The organism is Okeania sp. (assembly GCF_035285525.1).
GTDB lineage: Bacteria > Cyanobacteriota > Cyanobacteriia > Cyanobacteriales > Microcoleaceae > Trichodesmium.
On the sequence record NZ_JAYKGW010000254.1, the window covers coordinates 1 to 17,281 of the forward strand.

14 protein-coding genes, 1 tRNA gene and 1 other annotated feature are annotated in these 17,281 nt (G+C 36.2%); of the genes, 3 read left to right on the forward strand and 12 right to left on the reverse strand.

Features of this window, described 5'->3' with window-relative positions:
* Positions 1-690 precede the first annotated feature (690 nt).
* A complete protein-coding gene (locus tag VKJ25_RS23900) occupies positions 691-2,031 on the reverse strand; it encodes a KamA family radical SAM protein (protein ID WP_324239154.1) in 1,341 nt (446 codons plus the stop codon).
* Positions 2,032-2,584: 553 nt separating this feature from the next.
* On the opposite strand from VKJ25_RS23900, the gene VKJ25_RS23905 reads away from it, so the two are divergent.
* Positions 2,585-2,707 (forward strand): hypothetical protein, encoded by a 123-nt coding sequence (locus VKJ25_RS23905; protein ID WP_324239155.1) that lies wholly within the window; start codon positions 2,585-2,587, stop codon positions 2,705-2,707.
* 186 nt (positions 2,708-2,893) lie between these two features.
* Here VKJ25_RS23905 and VKJ25_RS23910 read toward each other — a convergent pair whose 3' ends face one another.
* The 3 genes from VKJ25_RS23910 to VKJ25_RS23920 form a co-directional block, all read right to left on the reverse strand.
* Positions 2,894-3,121, reverse strand: a complete 228-nt coding sequence (locus VKJ25_RS23910; RefSeq protein WP_324239156.1) for a ferredoxin family protein — start codon at positions 3,119-3,121, stop codon at positions 2,894-2,896.
* Positions 3,122-4,040: 919 nt separating this feature from the next.
* A complete protein-coding gene (gene hisG, locus VKJ25_RS23915) occupies positions 4,041-5,057 on the reverse strand; it encodes an ATP phosphoribosyltransferase (RefSeq protein WP_324239157.1) in 1,017 nt (338 codons plus the stop codon).
* 371 nt (positions 5,058-5,428) lie between these two features.
* Positions 5,429-6,979 (reverse strand): histidine--tRNA ligase, encoded by a 1,551-nt coding sequence (locus VKJ25_RS23920; RefSeq protein WP_324239158.1) that lies wholly within the window; start codon positions 6,977-6,979, stop codon positions 5,429-5,431.
* 315 nt (positions 6,980-7,294) lie between these two features.
* On the opposite strand from VKJ25_RS23920, the gene VKJ25_RS23925 reads away from it, so the two are divergent.
* Positions 7,295-8,290: an aromatic ring-hydroxylating dioxygenase subunit alpha gene (locus tag VKJ25_RS23925; protein ID WP_324239159.1), complete on the forward strand. Its 996-nt coding sequence runs from the start codon at positions 7,295-7,297 to the stop codon at positions 8,288-8,290.
* Between the two features lie 191 nt (positions 8,291-8,481).
* Here the strand turns inward: VKJ25_RS23925 and rplL are convergent, their stop codons facing one another.
* The 8 genes from rplL to rplS all read right to left on the reverse strand — a co-directional run bounded on the left by rplL (position 8,482) and on the right by rplS (position 14,393).
* A complete protein-coding gene (gene rplL / locus VKJ25_RS23930; protein WP_324239160.1) occupies positions 8,482-8,886 on the reverse strand; it encodes a 50S ribosomal protein L7/L12 in 405 nt (134 codons plus the stop codon).
* A gap of 232 nt (positions 8,887-9,118) precedes the next feature.
* Positions 9,119-9,685, reverse strand: a complete 567-nt coding sequence (rplJ, locus tag VKJ25_RS23935; protein ID WP_324239161.1) for a 50S ribosomal protein L10 — start codon at positions 9,683-9,685, stop codon at positions 9,119-9,121.
* A 13-nt stretch (positions 9,686-9,698) separates the two neighbouring features.
* Positions 9,699-9,894: a sequence feature (ribosomal protein L10 leader region), on the reverse strand.
* Between the two features lie 233 nt (positions 9,895-10,127).
* Positions 10,128-10,844: a 50S ribosomal protein L1 gene (rplA, locus tag VKJ25_RS23940; RefSeq protein WP_324239162.1), complete on the reverse strand. Its 717-nt coding sequence runs from the start codon at positions 10,842-10,844 to the stop codon at positions 10,128-10,130.
* Positions 10,845-11,289: 445 nt separating this feature from the next.
* On the reverse strand, positions 11,290-11,715 hold the full coding sequence (gene rplK, locus VKJ25_RS23945) for a 50S ribosomal protein L11 (protein ID WP_324239163.1): 426 nt from the start codon (positions 11,713-11,715) through the stop codon (positions 11,290-11,292).
* Entirely contained in the window at positions 11,715-12,383 is a 669-nt protein-coding gene (gene nusG, locus VKJ25_RS23950) for a transcription termination/antitermination protein NusG (protein ID WP_324239164.1), read from the reverse strand. The genes rplK and nusG overlap by 1 nt, the downstream gene beginning before the upstream one ends.
* Positions 12,380-12,604, reverse strand: a complete 225-nt coding sequence (gene secE / locus VKJ25_RS23955) for a preprotein translocase subunit SecE (protein WP_324239165.1) — start codon at positions 12,602-12,604, stop codon at positions 12,380-12,382. The genes nusG and secE overlap by 4 nt, the downstream gene beginning before the upstream one ends.
* Positions 12,605-13,818: 1,214 nt before the next feature.
* Positions 13,819-13,891 (reverse strand) — tRNA-Trp (locus VKJ25_RS23960).
* A 115-nt stretch (positions 13,892-14,006) separates the two neighbouring features.
* A complete protein-coding gene (gene rplS, locus VKJ25_RS23965) occupies positions 14,007-14,393 on the reverse strand; it encodes a 50S ribosomal protein L19 (RefSeq protein WP_324239166.1) in 387 nt (128 codons plus the stop codon).
* Positions 14,394-15,104: 711 nt separating this feature from the next.
* Between rplS and VKJ25_RS23970 the strand changes: the two genes are divergently transcribed.
* The gene (locus VKJ25_RS23970) at positions 15,105-16,853 is read left to right on the forward strand and encodes a DMT family transporter (RefSeq protein WP_324239167.1); all 1,749 of its coding nucleotides are present in this window, start codon (positions 15,105-15,107) and stop codon (positions 16,851-16,853) included.
* Positions 16,854-17,281: the final 428 nt, after the last annotated feature.

The window sequence follows — 17,281 nt, forward strand, 5'->3', positions numbered from 1 at the left end:
GATAATCTTTGCGGTCATATTTCAGTTTTTCTCCATCTTTGAGAATAATTTTAATATCTTCTTGTCGAATCATTTTAAATTCCTTTATGAGGTTAAATTCTATATAGCTGATTCTAAGTAGTATGAATTAGGAAAAAAGGTTTGCAGCATAGACAAAATACTTTTTAAAGTCATACATCATACTAAATCAAATCTGCTATATTAAATTAAAATATACACCATTAAACATTTCTAGAAAAGAGGAATTAAAGAGTAGGAAGTAGGGGAAAAGAATAGAGAATTTCTGTCTGAATAAATGATTTAATTTTTTATCACAATAATTGGGTGGCGCTACCCAGTATTGATTGCAAAGCATTCCCTATGTGAATCGGCGAAACGTTTTTGGAGAGTTGCTCACATCCCTGTTACAAAAATAACTTCTGACTTCTGACTTCTGACTTCGTTAACGTTGGGAATATCTAATGATAATAACGTCGGAAATTGGATTTCTCTAACATCGCAACTAATCTTACTTTTCTTAACTTTAGGTATAACTGACGCACAGGTTAATTTTGATTGGGACTTACGCAGAATCACCATCTCTTGGTGGGCGTTCCCTTGCTACTAGCATTATCACTAGGTCGCATTATTATTTTATAGATACAAATGCTAGATGATGTATAACTTGACTTTTTGCGTAAGTCCTGTTAATTATACCGTCACTAACTTTCGAGTCAAGAGAGCCTCAAGTTGACTCTCGTAGAAAAACTTATCTTCCCCAAAAGCAGGTTTCAGGTCATGTAACCAAGTAGCATCTGGAGCAAAATCAGCAAAGAATGGTCGCTTGCACCAGTCAGGTTCCCGACCTTGCAAAAATGACAACACAAAAACCTTTTCCCTAGCAATTTCCGCAACACCATCAATAGCAACTTTTCCAGGTAAAGCAGACATGACTGGACCTCTTACTGTCCTGGCCAAACCAGACACCTTTTGTATGGCCTCTCGATAAATTTCCCAAACTTTCACCAAAGGAATCTCAAAATAATCCTTCGCCCCTGTTTGACGCTCCACAAACATATAGTAAGGAATACAACCCAGACTTACCTGCATTTGCCACATTTTAGCCCAAGTATCTGCCGAATCATTGATGTGACGTACTATAGGTGCTTGAGTTCTGATTTGCGCCCCTGTAGAGCGAATCCGTCGAATTGCTTCTTGAGCAACTGGAGTATCCAATTCCTGCCAATGTTCATAATGGGCCATTACTGCTAAATGCTTACCCTGTTGGACTATTTTTTCAAACAACCGCAAGGTGTTATCAGCATCTTCATCAGTAACATAACGATAAGGCCAGAAGGAAATAGATTTTGTCCCAATCCGAATAGTTTGGATATGGTCAAATTCTGGCTTGAGTAGAGGTTCGATATATAAAGCTAGTTGCCATGATTTCATGGTCATAGGATCGCCCCCTGTGAGCAATACATCGGTGACTTCTTTATGTTGTTTTAGGTATTGTTGAAAAATTCCTGATTCACGGGTGGCAAATTTTAAGTTCTCAAGTCCCACAAATTGAGGCCAGCGAAAACAGAAAGTACAGTAAGCATGACAAGTTTGCCCCGCAGTCGGGAAAATTAAAACAGTTTCTCGATATTTATGTTGAATACCAGGGACAGGTTCCTCATTGAAGGTAGGAACGTTGTATTGTTTTTGTCCTGCTGGATGAGGATTGAGTCGCCGACGAATCTGGTTAGCTGTTTCTTTTAAAGTATCTTTGGGAGCATTTTCTTTTAAAAGCTGAGTTATTTGACTACAGTCCTCTGAATCTAACATTTCTGGCTGAGGGAAGGTGAGTCGGAAAATTGGGTCGTCGGGAATATTATTCCAGTTAATTAATTGCTCTACTACATAATTATTGGTTCGGAAGGGTAAGACTTGGGCAACAGCTTTCATTCCTAGACGCTCTTGCTCGGACAATTTACTTAGTTGAGGTATGGAGTCTATATCTCTGGCTCCATAAAAGCGCATTTTTAAGGATTTAATTTCGATGTTCATAAATTTAACTACATTTTAAAAATTATTGTTAGTATATCTGAAAAATTATTGCGCTCACCATTGTTTTTAGTAAGATTTACATATTTTTACCAAGAAAAATGCTTGTTTGCGCAGCATTCCCCAAGAAAAGTGAGTCTGGCTCGGATCATTGATGTCAAAGTCCTAAAAATGGCTATAACCTCTGCTCATCCAGGAATGATACTAAATCCGGTTGAGAACGGAGATTTACTGGGAAGGTAAGGCAAAAAGAAGGCAGAAAGAAGGATTAGAGAGGAATTTGGAAAGTCACCTTTTAATAACCTGGTTTGGTATAATGTTCTATTTCACATAAAAGCCTCTGTCTATCTTATCTACATTTGAGCCTGTTTTTTGCTGTTTTTTTGTGTAAGTCCCGCTAGTCTAATGACCAAAAATGAATTAGTTCCTACATCGGTTTTCCTGGACAGTAAACCACAGTAGGGACGTTGCACTGCCAAAAATGCGTTTTTGTATAGGGAATGCTCCGCAAGAAAAAGCGTAGCTTTGCGATGGCAAACCACAGCATTTGCGGAGCATGACTTCAGAAAAGCAATCTCAAATTCCTAAAACTTCTTCCCAATGTCTAAGTCCTGTAATTGTTAAAATATTTAAAGGCAATCGCCAAGTAGCAGGAAAATTACCACTATTTTTGAGTTAAATAATAGGTAACTAGACAGTACAAAGTTCTAGGAATAATTATTACTCTTTGAAGGCTTTCAGCTATATAAAGGTGAGAAACTTCCTAAGAGAAAGTTTAAGTGCTGTAAGCCTTTTCCCATTAGACTGAAAGTCTAATCTCCGATTCTCAATTCTCAATTTGTACTCTCCAGATAGGTAACAAAAATTACTCTGAAGTTTTCTGTAATTCTGGTCTTTCTTCAGCAACTATTGCCTTTTCTACAGGACAAACTTGCAAACAAATTCCACAGTCAATACAGGTATCAAAATCAATCCAATACCAATCAGTTCCTTTAGTGTTTTTACCTAGTCCAGGATGAATACAAGCAACTGGACAAGCACTAACACAGTCAGCAATACCTTCGCAAATATCAGTAACAATTGTATGTGGCATTTTAGCTTTTTTTTGTTTAGTTAAAAGTAAGTATTTAGTGATCATTTCCTGCGGAATGCTGCGCCAACAGCCATCAGTTATTAACTATCAGTTATTAACTGATGCTTCTGATTTTTGACGAGTTATATTTTAGCAAAGGAAGTAGAAAGTTATTTCACTTATCAGTTCTTCCCCCCTTTCAAAGCTATCCATTTCCTACATATTTATTAACATAAAAATTGACAAAAGCGACAAATTATGTATAAATCCGGGCTTGGCTTTTTCGGGAGAAAATTGTATTAAAAAGTACACTACAAGCCACGTTCCGCACGTCAACTTGTAACACTAAAGTATTATAAAATTCAGTAGCTTAGTAGGTATTTATATTGTAGGAATTATCTTGATCAGGACTAAAGCCATGAACGCTATTAGTAGTGGAGCGTTTCACCTAAAATGGTGCAATAGATTTTGGTTGGGTTGAGGAACGAAACAAGGGCAAAAATCTTTCTCCCCTACTCCTCTACTCCTCTACTTCCTAATGCACATTTTTAGATGAAACACACCCTACCCATAGCCTTCATGGCTTTAGTCCTGTGTAGGCTATAAGTGAGGACTGTAGACAAGATTTTTCCTCCTCCTCTTCCCCATCCTCCCCACACTCCCAGAAAGGTTTCAGGAGTTATGGGTAATGGATAGCTTTGAAAGGGGGGGGAAGGAGGAAATAGGAAAGGTTGAGATTTTTTTATCCACAATTTTTGCCTAGATACGCTAGTAGGAATTAGAGAAAAATAATTGATAATTTATGTACAATAATTGATTTTATTTTTATGATCAGAGATGTACATTATCTTCAGTTAAATACTATGTAGTGACTTATCAAAAGTACCCTAATAAACCTTTCCCTTTTTTCCTTATTTCTTATTTCTTATTTCTTATTTCTTCAATTTAACTTTTGCAAAAATTGGTCATAAATTCGAGACTTATAACCAAAAACATAACTAGGAGAAGAAACAGTTATATCTGTACCACCTACATTTCTAAGATGATTAATTGCTGATAATAACATACTTTGTTTAACTACAATTGTGGCAGCATACCAGTCATTTTTTTCTTGAGAAAATACCTTAGCAATAGTCGGACCTTGGAAACCAGAAATACCAGTTAATTCACTTTTATCCATCAGCATATCACCTATTTCATCTGCTGACTTTCCATACACATTTGCTGTGATTGAAACATACTTTTTCGACTCCATCTGTGCTTCTAATAACTCTAAAATCACCTTAGTTGTTTCTATCTTAATTTTACTTTCTTGTAACAACCGTTTATTACCAATTAAACAAGCTTGGGAGTCAAGCATTGTACCTCCTTCAATTTGCTTTAAACGATTTTCTCTGAGGGTTGTACCAGTGCTAGTTATATCAGCAATCATATCAGCATATCCCATAGTTGGTGCTGCTTCCATTGCACCTTGAACAGCTACTAAAGAAAAATGTACAATTAATTTTTCGTAGAGCCATTTTTGAGTTAAATGATGATATTTAGTAGCAATTCTTAAACTCTTGCCTTTGTCCCTAAATAAGAGAGTTAATTCTGCTAAATCTTCTATGGAAGAAACATCTACCCAACTCTCAGGAACAGCCAAAACTAATCTACATTTACCATAACCTAACTTATCCCAAATTACTATTACATCATCATGGGATTGACCTTCCTCACAAACCACATCATAACCAGTAATTCCTAAATCAACACTTCCTTCTTCTACCTTTGTAAAAATATCTCCTGCTCTTTGAAATAAAATTTTTACTTGTGGTAAAGCAGGAATAAAACCAAAATATTGTCTGTCATTAGGTCTAGATACACCCAAACCACAAGCTGACAATAAGTTCATTGTTCCGTTTGCTAAAGAACCTTTACTAGGTAAAGCTATTCTTAAAAAATTATCTTTTGTCATTTCAGTTATTAATTATTAGTTAAGTAGTTGTGCAAAATTAATTTTCTATTGGTATAGAGGCAATAGGCAATAGGCAATAGTTAATATAGAGTTAGTAGAATGTGAATTAATTTTGCTTATGCACTTATCAGTATTTCCTACTAAATAAATTAGGATATTTGGAGTTTTATCAGCTTGGAATCTTCTCCTAAATTAGGATAAGAGACTCTAAATGCCAAAGTTGGTTTTTTCATCTCCTCAAAGAACTATATTTGATGAAAATTGAAGTTATGTACTTGCCTTTAAATAAATATTTCCTAAAAGTAAATGTATCAGGACTTAACCTAAAATATGAATGTAGACCACTTGTAGGATTTGACAGCCCTTAAACCCTATCTAGATATAGTTGCTCTGCTTCTTACTAAATTTACTACTTCCTCCAATGCTAAGTTTTTCCTTTCTCCTGAACTTAGATTTTGCAAAAGCACTTTACTTCCTTCTTTTTGAGCAGAATTTAAAATAATTACAAACGGAATATTCTGCTGATTTGCATACTCTATATTACTCTCAACATCCCTTCCCATTACATCAGTTTCTACTCTCAAACCTAACTTCCTCAATTTTTCAGCTATTTCTATAGAATAACCATAACATCTTGAACTAATTCCAACTATTAAAACTTCTACAAATTGATAATCGTTCAAACTAATATTAGCTCTTTCTAATAATTCCTTTCTCAATTCCTCCATCATATAGGAAAAACCAGTAGCAGGAGTTTCGGCTTTACCTCCCAAACTAATAACCAAATCATCATATCTACCTCCACCACATAACTTTCTTTCTAACCCCAACTTACTATCATAAATCTCAAAAACCATACCCGTGTAATATTGCAAACCCCGACTAATTCCCAAGTCAAGACTAATCCGATTTTTATCAATATTAAAAGCTGCTAAATTTTGCAAAATCTCTTCTATTTGTGTCAACCCATAACCATCAACACCATAAACAGAAAACAGCTTTTCTACTTCTTTAAAAACAGCAGTAGGTTCTCCTTTCAATTGACACAATTCAGTCATAAAATCCAGTGCTTGATTTAGTTCTTGACTTTGATTTTCATGTTTAATTTTTATCAACAAACGGTCTACTATTTCTTCTGGTGTCCGAGTGCTTGTCAGTCCGATATTCATACTTTCCAACAACTCAAAAATTGCTATTCGTGCCTCACTTTCTTCTAAATTTTGGAGAATTTCTGTAATTCTTTTAGTTGTAAAATTTGTATCTACTTCCTGCTCAATAGAACTCTTCTTTTTAAAAGCAGGATAAATTTCCGAAAGTCGATTTTCTACTACCTCTCTACCCTCTGTTCTCAGAGTTTCCATTTGAGTAAGTAAAAAACTACGAAGACGAGTATCTAACTCAAGATGGTCAAGAAAATTATGGATCACTCCAACATGACCAATAAATGTTTGATATTCAGTCAAACCTAAACGATCTAGACCTTGACAGGCCATACCAATAACTTCCGCATCAGCGATCGCTCCTGTGGCCCCAATTAACTCTATACCCATTTGGGTAAATTGCCGATATCTTTCTTTCTGGGGCTGTTCATAACGAAAAACTGGCCCACTATAATAAAATCTTACTGGCAAGGGCGCTTTTTGGAAGTTGTCCAAATAAGCACGGACAACTGAAGCTGTAAATTCTGGTCTGAGACAGAGGCGACGGTTACGATAAACAAAGTCGTAGAGACGAGAAATAATATCCTCACCAGATTTTTTCAGATAGAGTTCGGTATATTCTATGAGTGGCACATCTATGGGTCGATAGCCATAAGACTCAAAATTACCTCTCAGTGTACTTTTGATTTGTCGATCAATTTGGTAAGTGCTTGGGAGAGTATCATTAACTCCTCTAACTCTTGCTACCTTTGTAGTTTGCATAGACAAAATTTCATTAATTGATAAAAGATTGTTGTTTTCTCATCAGAATTTTGATACAGATGTATCAGAGCAAAATTATTTTATCTCTATCTGAGTACCAGATGATTTTATAGCAGTTCCCAGGGCAGTTAAAACATTCTAGTCATAGCCAGAATATAGGAGTTTAGTCTCCAAAACCAAACATAAATGGGATTTGGAAACCAAACCCCTGGAATAAAATGTTAAAACCTATTTTTAGATTGCTATATTTGGCAAGCGATCGCTATCCTTATACACTAAGAGCTGATTTTTGTATATATTCAATAAAAAATAATTATGTATTCAAACCTTCCTAATAGTTGGTTTCGTGTTGCCAGAAGTGAAGATTTATCTGCAAAAGAAGTTATACCACTTCATTACTTTGGAAAAGACTTCGTATTATTTCGTACAGAAGACGGTAAACCTCATATTTTTGATGCCCACTGTCCCCACTTAGGCGCTCATCTTGCTCATGGAGGTAGAATAGAAGGCCAAACTTTGAGATGTCCTTACCACGGTTGGTTCTGGGATACAAATGGACAATGTGCTGCTATTCCTTATTCAGATCAACCGAAACCCAAAGTCAAAATCCAAAGTTGGCCTGTACTTGAACTTAATGGTCTCATAATGATGTACTACCATCATCAAGGAAAACAGCCAGACTGGGAAATACCACAAATATCAGAACTTATTTCTGGGGAATGGACTCCTCTACGTTTAGTCCGTCAGTGGAAAGTACGGACTACCCTTCAAGATTATATGGATAACAGTGTCGATGTTTCTCACTTATATAATTTGCACAGTCGTACTTTCAAAAGCGCTCATAGTTATGGAGTAGAAATTGACGGACCAATATTAACTCATAGAATGTCTCAAAAATATAATTTATCTTCTTTAGCCGCAGGTAAATTAGTCTTAGAAGATGGTTCAGTTACTACTATTTATTATGGACCTGGTTATGATGTAAGTTTTTATTGGACAGAAGGAAAATTAAAACTAGGTTTATTAACTATTTTTACCGGAACCCCAATAAATAATGAATATCTCGATATTGCCATATTTTATAGTGTGAAAAAAGTTCTACCTTTTCCTTTAAACTTAATTTTAAATAAGATGTTAAAACAGGATGTTTTAGAAACTTTTCAACAAGACGTTAGTATTTTAGAAAATAAAAAAGATATTCATAATCCACTATTATATCAAGATGATGGTCCTGTGCGTCAGTCTCGAAATTGGGCGAGTCAATTTTACTCAGAAAATTCTCTGACAGCAGAAACTTTAGTTCAAAAATAGCCTAAGCATTCAGCCGTCAGCTATCAGCTATTAGCTATTACTTTTTTTGTTGTGCAATATTTACCATAAAGTAGGGACGTTTGGCTGCGCAACATGTTTGCGGAGCATTCCGGAACGGAAAACGCATTTTTGTTATGCAACGTCCCTACAGACTTATTACAAGGCGATCATTGAATATTTTCCCAAGAAAATTATTTAATTTCTACCTTAGCTCCTGCTTCTTCTAACTGCTTCTTAATAGCTTCAGCGTCTTCCTTAGAAGTTGCTTCTTTCAGAGGCTTAGGTACAGACTCTACCAATTCTTTTGCTTCTTTCAAACCTAAACCTGTAATACTGCGGACTACTTTCAGAATAGCAATTTTCTTATCTGAAGGATATTCAGTCAGAATAGCATCAAATTCTGTTTGCTCTTCCTCTGGTTCCGCTGCTGCTGCTGCACCTGGTGCCCCTGGCATAGCCATAGGCATCATCATACCACCGCCACCGGAAGCCGCAGTCACACCAAAAGCATCTTCAATTTGTTTCACTAATTCAGATGCTTCTAATAAAGAAAGTGACTTAAGTTGTTCCAAAATTTCGTCAGTTTTTGCAGACATTATTAATCTCCTATTTTTTGTTAGTTTACAATTATTTGTGTATTGAAAAAAGGGAACAGGGAACAATTAACAGGGAAAAGTTAAATTCTCCCCCCACCTTTGCTGAGAACTGATATAGAAACCATTGAGTATTTCTATCAAGATTTAATTAACTTTTTAGCAGGAGTAATTCTTACGAGAAAAAGGTTGAAAAATATTTCAATAACCTCATCTCCCCTACTCCCTTTCTCCCCTACTCTGGCTGTTGTTCCTTTTCAGCAACTGCTTTCAGAACCCTACTTACAGTAGCTGGAACCTCATTAATACCAGTAGCAAGCTGAGTAGGTACAGCATTCAACGTACCAGCCAACTTACTAGCGATACTATTAATAGCACCAGCCACCTGAGCAATTAACTCTTCCTTAGATGGCAGATCGGCGATCGCTTTGACTTGATCTTGATCTAGCAAACGCCCTTCCATCACGCCACCCTTAAACTCAGTTTTCTTGGTAGCTTTTTGGAAGTCTTGGTATGCCTTAATAGCACCACCAATATCATCCTTTAAGAAGAGAAAAGCATTAGACCCTGCCAGCAACTCTTCCATCGGTTGCCAGTTACTATCTTCTCTAACAGCAATTCCCATTAGAGTATTTTTAGTAACTGAACAAACACTCCCTGTAGGTAGTAGTCTCCTGCGCAGATCTGTAATTTCCGCAACAGTTAACCCTTGATAATTAATCACCAGAGCTAGTTGACTTTCACTCAAGTTTTGCTTGATATCTGCCAACATCTCTGCTTTTTGTTCTTTAGTTTTGCCCATGTCGATCACCTCCTTAAAAAACCAAAAACCCTGGCAAATTTTTGCATCTATCTGCCAGGGCTAAGAATTATAAAATTCAAATCAAGCAATTAAACTCACGATGTTTCACAACACCCTAATATTGTTATCTTTGAATAATTAACTCTTGAACCTCGGCAGGAAATTAAGCTATTAGCACCTGCTGTCTTCAGCTCTTCGATTTTAATTTTTTAGTTAAAAAAGCTGTCAGCACTTAACACTCAGCAATACAGCAAATTTTAAACATCTGTAACACAGCCTTCTAGGCTGTCAAAATTGTACCTGAATGATATAAAATCTGCCCTATTGTTTTTTTTGTTGAGAAAGGGATTCAAATCTCTTCTAAACAATCCTACTTAGAAAAGTAGGGTAAAAGTTGATAGCTAAATGCTGAATGCTAAAAGCTGATAGCTATTTGATTAAATTAAGCTGCTTCTCCTAATTTTAAATCTCGCAGACTGTTAACTTCAACTTGAATTGCAGGTCCCATTGTCGCCGATACAAATATAGTACGCCAATAACGACCCTTAGCTCCAGAAGGACGGTTGCGGTCTATACACTCTTGTAGAGCTTTTAAGTTTACCAGTAAATCTTCCGCTGAAAAAGAAGCTTTACCAAACATAACATGAACAATACCAGTTCGGTCCGCCCTAAATTCTAACTTACCAGCCTTAAATTCGTCAATTGCCTGTTTCAAATCAAAAGTTACAGTACCACCTTTAGGAGATGGCATCAAACCTCTTGGTCCAAGTAAACGTCCTAACTTGGCCACTTGAGGCATCACATCAGGTGTAGCGATCAACCTATCAAAATCCATCATGCCTTGACCAATTTGTTCAATCAACTCTTCAGAACCAGCTAAGTCTGCTCCTGCTTCTAGAGCTTCATTAACCTTTTCACCTTTAGCAATAACAGCAATTCTAATTGTTTGACCTGTTCCCTTCGGCAAAGCTACTGTAGTTCTTAGTTGTTGGTCTGTATATTTAGGATCGATCCCCAAACGAATATGAGCTTCCGCTGCCTCTGGAAATTTTGCTGTAGCCGTTTCCTTTAAAAGTTGAAGTGCTTCTTGTGGTTCATAAGTTCGCTCTTCTACTTTTTTCCTTAGTTCTTGTAATCTACGAGATACTTTTTTTGGCATTTAATCCTCCTGGGGTACTTAACGAAGTTCTACTTCTCCCCCTATATTTTTTACTTTCAGTTTGTACTGCTATATAAAACTGATACAAAGCGTCACATAACGTGACAACCGGATATTTACTTCCTGCTTCTACTGAGACCGTCGGCGGTTACTCATCCACAGGCATTGACGGGTCTTGCCCGACCGCATTTGTTTAGTTTATACTTACACTTAAGTATTAGAAATTGAATTAATAAACTCTGGCAAAAGCTTTAATTATTGCTCTGCTAATTAATTCTCAAAGTATTTACAGACAAAAGCTTTAACCTTTTTGGAGTCAAAAAAAGTAGCAGGTCAAGAGTCTAAAATGCTCGCGCATATTAGCATAAAAGGCAGACAAGGACAAAAAAATTGCTCCCCTACTCCCCTGCACCCCTACTCCCCTACTCTCTTTCTCCCCTACTCATTAATCAGTAATTGTAATACCCATATTTCTAGCCGTACCTGCGATAATTTTCATAGCAGCTTCAATGTCATTAGCATTGAGGTCTGGCATTTTGGTTTGGGCAATTTCTTGAAGTTGAGCTTTTGTGAGAGAACCTACCTTTGTCTTATGTGGTTCACTCGATCCCTTGCCCACACCTGCTGCTTTTTTAATTAAAACCGCTGCTGGTGGTGTCTTAAGAACAAAAGTAAAACTACGGTCTTCATAAACTGAGATTTCTACTGGTACTACCGTACCTGCTTGGTCTGCAGTTTTGGCGTTATATTCCTTACAAAACGCCATAATATTCACACCATGCTGACCCAAAGCTGGACCAATAGGAGGAGAAGGATTAGCCTTCCCCGCTGTAATAGCCAACTTAATCAGCGCTACAACTTTTTTTGCCATTATTTATGCTTTTCTACCTGATTAAACTCTAATTCTACAGGCGTATCACGTCCAAAAATGGATAATAGCGCCTTCAATTTATTTCTTTCTGGACTTACCTCAATTACATCACCTTCAAAGTCTTTAAATGGCCCCGAAAGTACTGTAATGTGGTCTCCTTCGGCCACTGTTAATTTGATGACTGGTTCTTGAGCTTGCTTAAATATCCTATCTACCTCTGAAGGACTTAAAGGTAGTGGTTTAACATGACCCCGCCCCCTTCCATAGGGACGTTTTTGTTCAGCTCCTACAAAGTTAATCACGTTTGAGGTTCCTTTGACAACTTGCCATGCTTCGTCATCAATTCTCCATTCTTTTTCGGCCTCGTGCCAATTTAGCCTCATTTGTACCAATACATACCCAGGAAAAACTTTTTCTTCACTATGTTGGCGACTACCGTCCTTACGAAGCTTAATTGCTGGAGCATGAGGTATTTCTATTTTAAATATCTTATCTGCAACATCAAGAGTTTGAATACGCTGAGTCAAATTAAGCTTAACTCGTTTTTCGCATCCAGAAGCGACTTGTACTGCGTACCATCGCAATTCTCCTTTAGCAAACTTTTTAGTTTCTTCTTCTCCTTGGTCTAATTCTTTTGTTTTTTGTGTTTCTTCTGAATCTAAATTCATCCAAACACCACCCCAGCTGCCCAACTAAATAACTCATCTACTAGGTAAATGATTGTTGCTGAGAGAATAACCATTAATAGTACAGCAACAGACTCACTTATTAGTTGCTCTCTGCTTGGCCATACTACTTTATCTAGTTCTCCTTTTGTTTCTTGAAAAAAAGTTACAGGACTAAAGCCTTCCTTATTTTCTTGTACTTTTATATCTTCTTTTTTGGCCACAATAATTGACTTCTCCGATACTATTGTGTTAATATTCGCTAACTATATATAGTTTTACTATATCTACCGGGGGTATACTTCCCAATTAGGACTTATCCATGAACGCTATTGGTAGTGGACTGTTTCATTTTAAATGTTGTAAATAGATTTTTGTTGGGTTGAGGAACGAAACCCAACAAAAATCTTTCTCCCCTACAGACGTTGCATGCAACGTCCCTACTCAATCTCCTACTCCCTAATGTACTATTTTAGAAACAGTCCACTAGGGTGGTTTTTAGGCGGTTGAGCGGACATGAAACGCTACGCGACATGAAAAGCGGTAGTGTAATGCACCAAGACTCTATATCTATGATCTAGTGTCTTTCTTTGCGTAAGTCTTATCCTTAATTTAAGTTCAGGTCTATAATTATACTACCGTCCCAGGACAGTATAAAGTACAGCCACTAGCCTACAGACACAGAAATTCTTACTGAATATGAGCTTCCTTGACGGGTTGACTTTTCAGAGGATACTGCTACTTTGGCAATGTTTGTGTTCAGTACCTGAATTTAGACAAAACTATTATGTAATCCTAACATATTTTATCTAAACAAAACCAATTAAAAATTCACCCTAATACAGGGTGAAGACTAAAAGCAAATTATTTAGTTACTAGACATCTGAAAACAAAGAAACAAGTTATTCTTAACTAGGGCTTACTAATTAGGGGTTGCTAACAAATTTTTTTTGCCAAGGCAGAAGCCTGAATCCAGCAATCCTGCAAGTTAGAAGGAATCATAATTATAGAACAATGTAGTCAAAATATCATCTCTTGATTTTCAGTTCCTATCTTGCCAAAAAGTTAGGATTTTTGGCAAGATAAGCTTAAAAAGTTGTACTTTTTCCCAACCTTAAAATGCTAAAATATTTACCAGTAAAAGCCTTGAGATTTAATCAGCAAACCCTAATTAAATCTAAAAACTATTACAAATAAAGATTTTAGCCCTTTTAGGTTCTGATTTCTCAGGAACCTTGGAACCTTAAAAGTGCCTAGTTTTCAGCTATTCATGTCCATGTCTGGAAAGGATTTTGGGCAAGAGAAAGGCCGAAAATCAAGGGATGATATTCTGACTACCTACTCTATAATTGTTATTCCTCGTGAATTCCAGGATGGCTGGATTCTGGCTCCTGCTCTTACCCATGATACTTTATTCGGCAAGCCCTAACTAACTTAGCGCGCCCTGAAGGACTCGAACCCTCGACATCAGGTTTTGGAGACCTGCGTTCTACCAACTGAACTAAGAGCGCATAATTGAGGTGTTAGATTCAATATCTAAATACTAAACAACCTCTATTTCTTTAATATAACATAACTCTTTATCAAATGGAAAAAAATTTTTGAGATTCTTTGGGAAACCATCAACTACTTTAGAGGACGGTCGAATCTTTGTTTGAGGCGAGTGGCTTTACCAACACGATCTCTCAGATAGTATAGTTTAGCTCTACGGACTTTACCTCGACGGATTAATTTAATATTGGCAATTCTGGGAGAATGGAGCAAAAAGACCCGTTCTACTCCAACACCTTGAAAGACACGACGAACTGTAATAGTTTCGTTGATGCCTCCGTTCCGCATGGCAATAATTGTACCTTCATAGGGCTGGACTCGTTCTTTTCCTCCCTCTATAATTTTAACCCCCACTTTTATAGTGTCACCTACATATAGTTGAGGCAATTTCTTTTTCGAGGCTTGGTTAAATTTTTCTATTTCTTCAGATTCAATTGAGGAAATTATTTGTTGGCCTTTCATTTTAGTTGATTAAAACTCACAATTTTTTATCATATACCAATAACTGTAAAAATATCAAGATATGGAGAGTACAAATTTAGAATTTAGAATTTAGAATTTAGAGTTGGAAAGTATACTGACAGTATGATTAGGAAAGGCTTACAAAACTTAAAGTTCCGAATATAAACAGGACTTACGCAACTGCAACGTATTTTCGTCGGATACGACGGTCGGGAAGCAATCTCAAACCCCTGTATTTCCTACCTCATGGCTTTAGTCCTCATAAAGTTTATCACCTTGAGATAGCTGAAAGTTTTAGCTAGTAATACAGCGGATTCGATCAAGCGTATGGTACAGCCATGACAGCCTAGAAGGCTGAACTGCAAAGGTTTTATCATTAATATTTGTACAACATAAACTTGGAATACGCTGTAATTATCCCTAGAACTTTGTACTGTCTAGATCAATATCTTGACACTATTACTATTCTGATATATCAAAGTTGACCCTGCTTTTCAGTTTTATAGAACTTAGGCAGAAACCCGGTTTCTCAAGGAAATTTCCTGGTTTTAGCAACAATATCACAACCATAAACCGGGTTTCTTAGTCGCTTTGCGTAAGTCCTGTTTTATTGTTCAATTGTTTTAATATTATGGTGAAAGCATTATGTCCCAAAAATACCGAGACTTTTAGAATATTGTGAGCTTCAGATTAACAAACATGGAAAGGAATATGAATACTCAACCTTCAAATCAGGGAGGCGAAACTCCTCAATCAGCGGAAGAAGTCCTAAAATTAGTTATTCAAGACTTAAGTAGTTTTCGCCAAAATTTTATAGATCACTTAGGCCAAGATGTCAATAGACTAAGAGTAGAAAAAGAGCAGCTCAATGAGGATGTAAATAAATTACGAAAACAATATGAACATTTGCAATCTCAACAATTAGAATCTTTGTCTCAGCGACAAATAGCCCAACAACAATTATGGCTCAAACAATTAGCCCAAGTTTTGGCCAATAATTTGCAACAACAGTTAGGCCATAAAATTAAAGAGTTAAGGGAGAGTGTTGACCCAGGATTACAAACAGTTAGTTTTCCTGAAGGACAGTTGCCAATGACTGTTCCTGAAGATAGCTATGATGAGTCTGCTAATGAGTTGGGATATTCGTTGTCTAGTGCTTTGGGTAGAACATTTGATACTATCAAACACGAGTTGGACAGTTATGAAAGTGACCTTTCTGTGCAACTAAATAATATCCGTGGTATTGAACAGCAATGTGAGGTTATTCTAGAAAATTTGGTCAGTCGCCTACAAGTACAACTAGAGAGAAATAGTACCATTTCATCTGAAACTTATCAAAATTCTCAGTCTGGAGCAACGAACTCAGTCAATATTACTTATGGTGAAAGAACAACTGCTGTTAAGTCCCCAGAAACAGCAGCAATAAGTAAACCTGAATCTACTAAATCTCAAAAGTCTGTTTCTCAAGTTCCAATAGGTTTAATTTTGGCTCTACTTTCAGCAGCATTATTATCTTTATTAAATGTTTGTGTCAAGATTATTTTCAATACACTACCACAGCCGCATCAAATTTTTGGTGGTTTATTCTCAATGCCAGGATTAATTAGTCCTAATTTTGGTAATTCTTTATTAATTTTATTACTACGATTAATAGTGGTAATGTTGTTGATGCCTGTAGTCGCAACATTTCTTTATCCTGCGGTTTGGAGTGATATTGAACGTTTTATTAAATCTAAAGATTTTTCCTTGTGGTGGAAAGTTATTGGTAGTGCTTTCTTTTTGTTTTTATCTCAGGTATTAATTTATATTTCTATTGGTAATATACCTACTGGTATTGCGATTACAATTTTCTTTATTTATCCAATTATTACTGTTTTATTATCGTGGTTTTTATTTGGCGATCGCCCTTCTTTGATGAGAAGTTTTGCTATTATTATTATTGGTTTGGGAGCGATTTTAGTTATTCCGAATGGAGTTGCTAATTATCAACAGGGAGTTTGGGCTGGAGTAGGTGCTGGTGTTACTTTTTCTGGATATGTTTTACTATCACAAATGTCGGCAGGAAAGCTTCATCCTATTCCTTTTGGTTTAGTTAATTTTGCGGGAATTTTTGTATTTTCTGCTTTAGGTTTAATTATACCTAAACCTATAGAATGGTCGGCTAGTATCGATCCGAATGTGTGGTCTGGTTTAATTGTTGGTGGTATTATTTTAGGAATTTTAGCAATTTCTAGTTATGCTTTAAATAGTTTAGCTACTAGATTTGCTGGAGCGGCAAGAGCATCTATTATTGGTACTTTTAGTCCGGCTTTAACTGGTTTACTTGCCTTTTTTACTATTGGAGAAGCGTTAGGGGTAAGAGAGGTTTTTGGCATAATTTTGGTAATTATTGGTGTTGCGACAATGAGTTTTGAAAGAATGTTTGGCAGGAGGAAGGAAGAAGGAAGAAGGAAGAAGTAAGAAGTAAGAAGTAAGAAGTAAGAAGTAAGAAGTAAGAAGTAAGAAGAAGGAAAAAGGTTTTAGTTATTTAGGAGAGAAAGGAAAAGGAAAGTAGATGAGTTTAATAGATCAATATTGTTCAATATCAAATTCGGATAATTATACCCAAGTCATTGAGACTAGAACGGAGTGGAAGGAAGTAATCTCCAGAAACTTTGAGATTGCTTTCTTCCTTCACAATGACGATTGTTCAATATTAATTATTCACTTTCCACCCTTTTTTTTATTAATTTGATCTTATTCAAAAACCCTAATTATTAATTATTCATTATTTTCCACATTCTTTATTTAAACTGATACTACCGGATTTGATATTATCTAAAAACCCTAATTATTAATTATTCATTATTAATTATTCATTACTTCTCACATTCTTTATTTAAACGGAT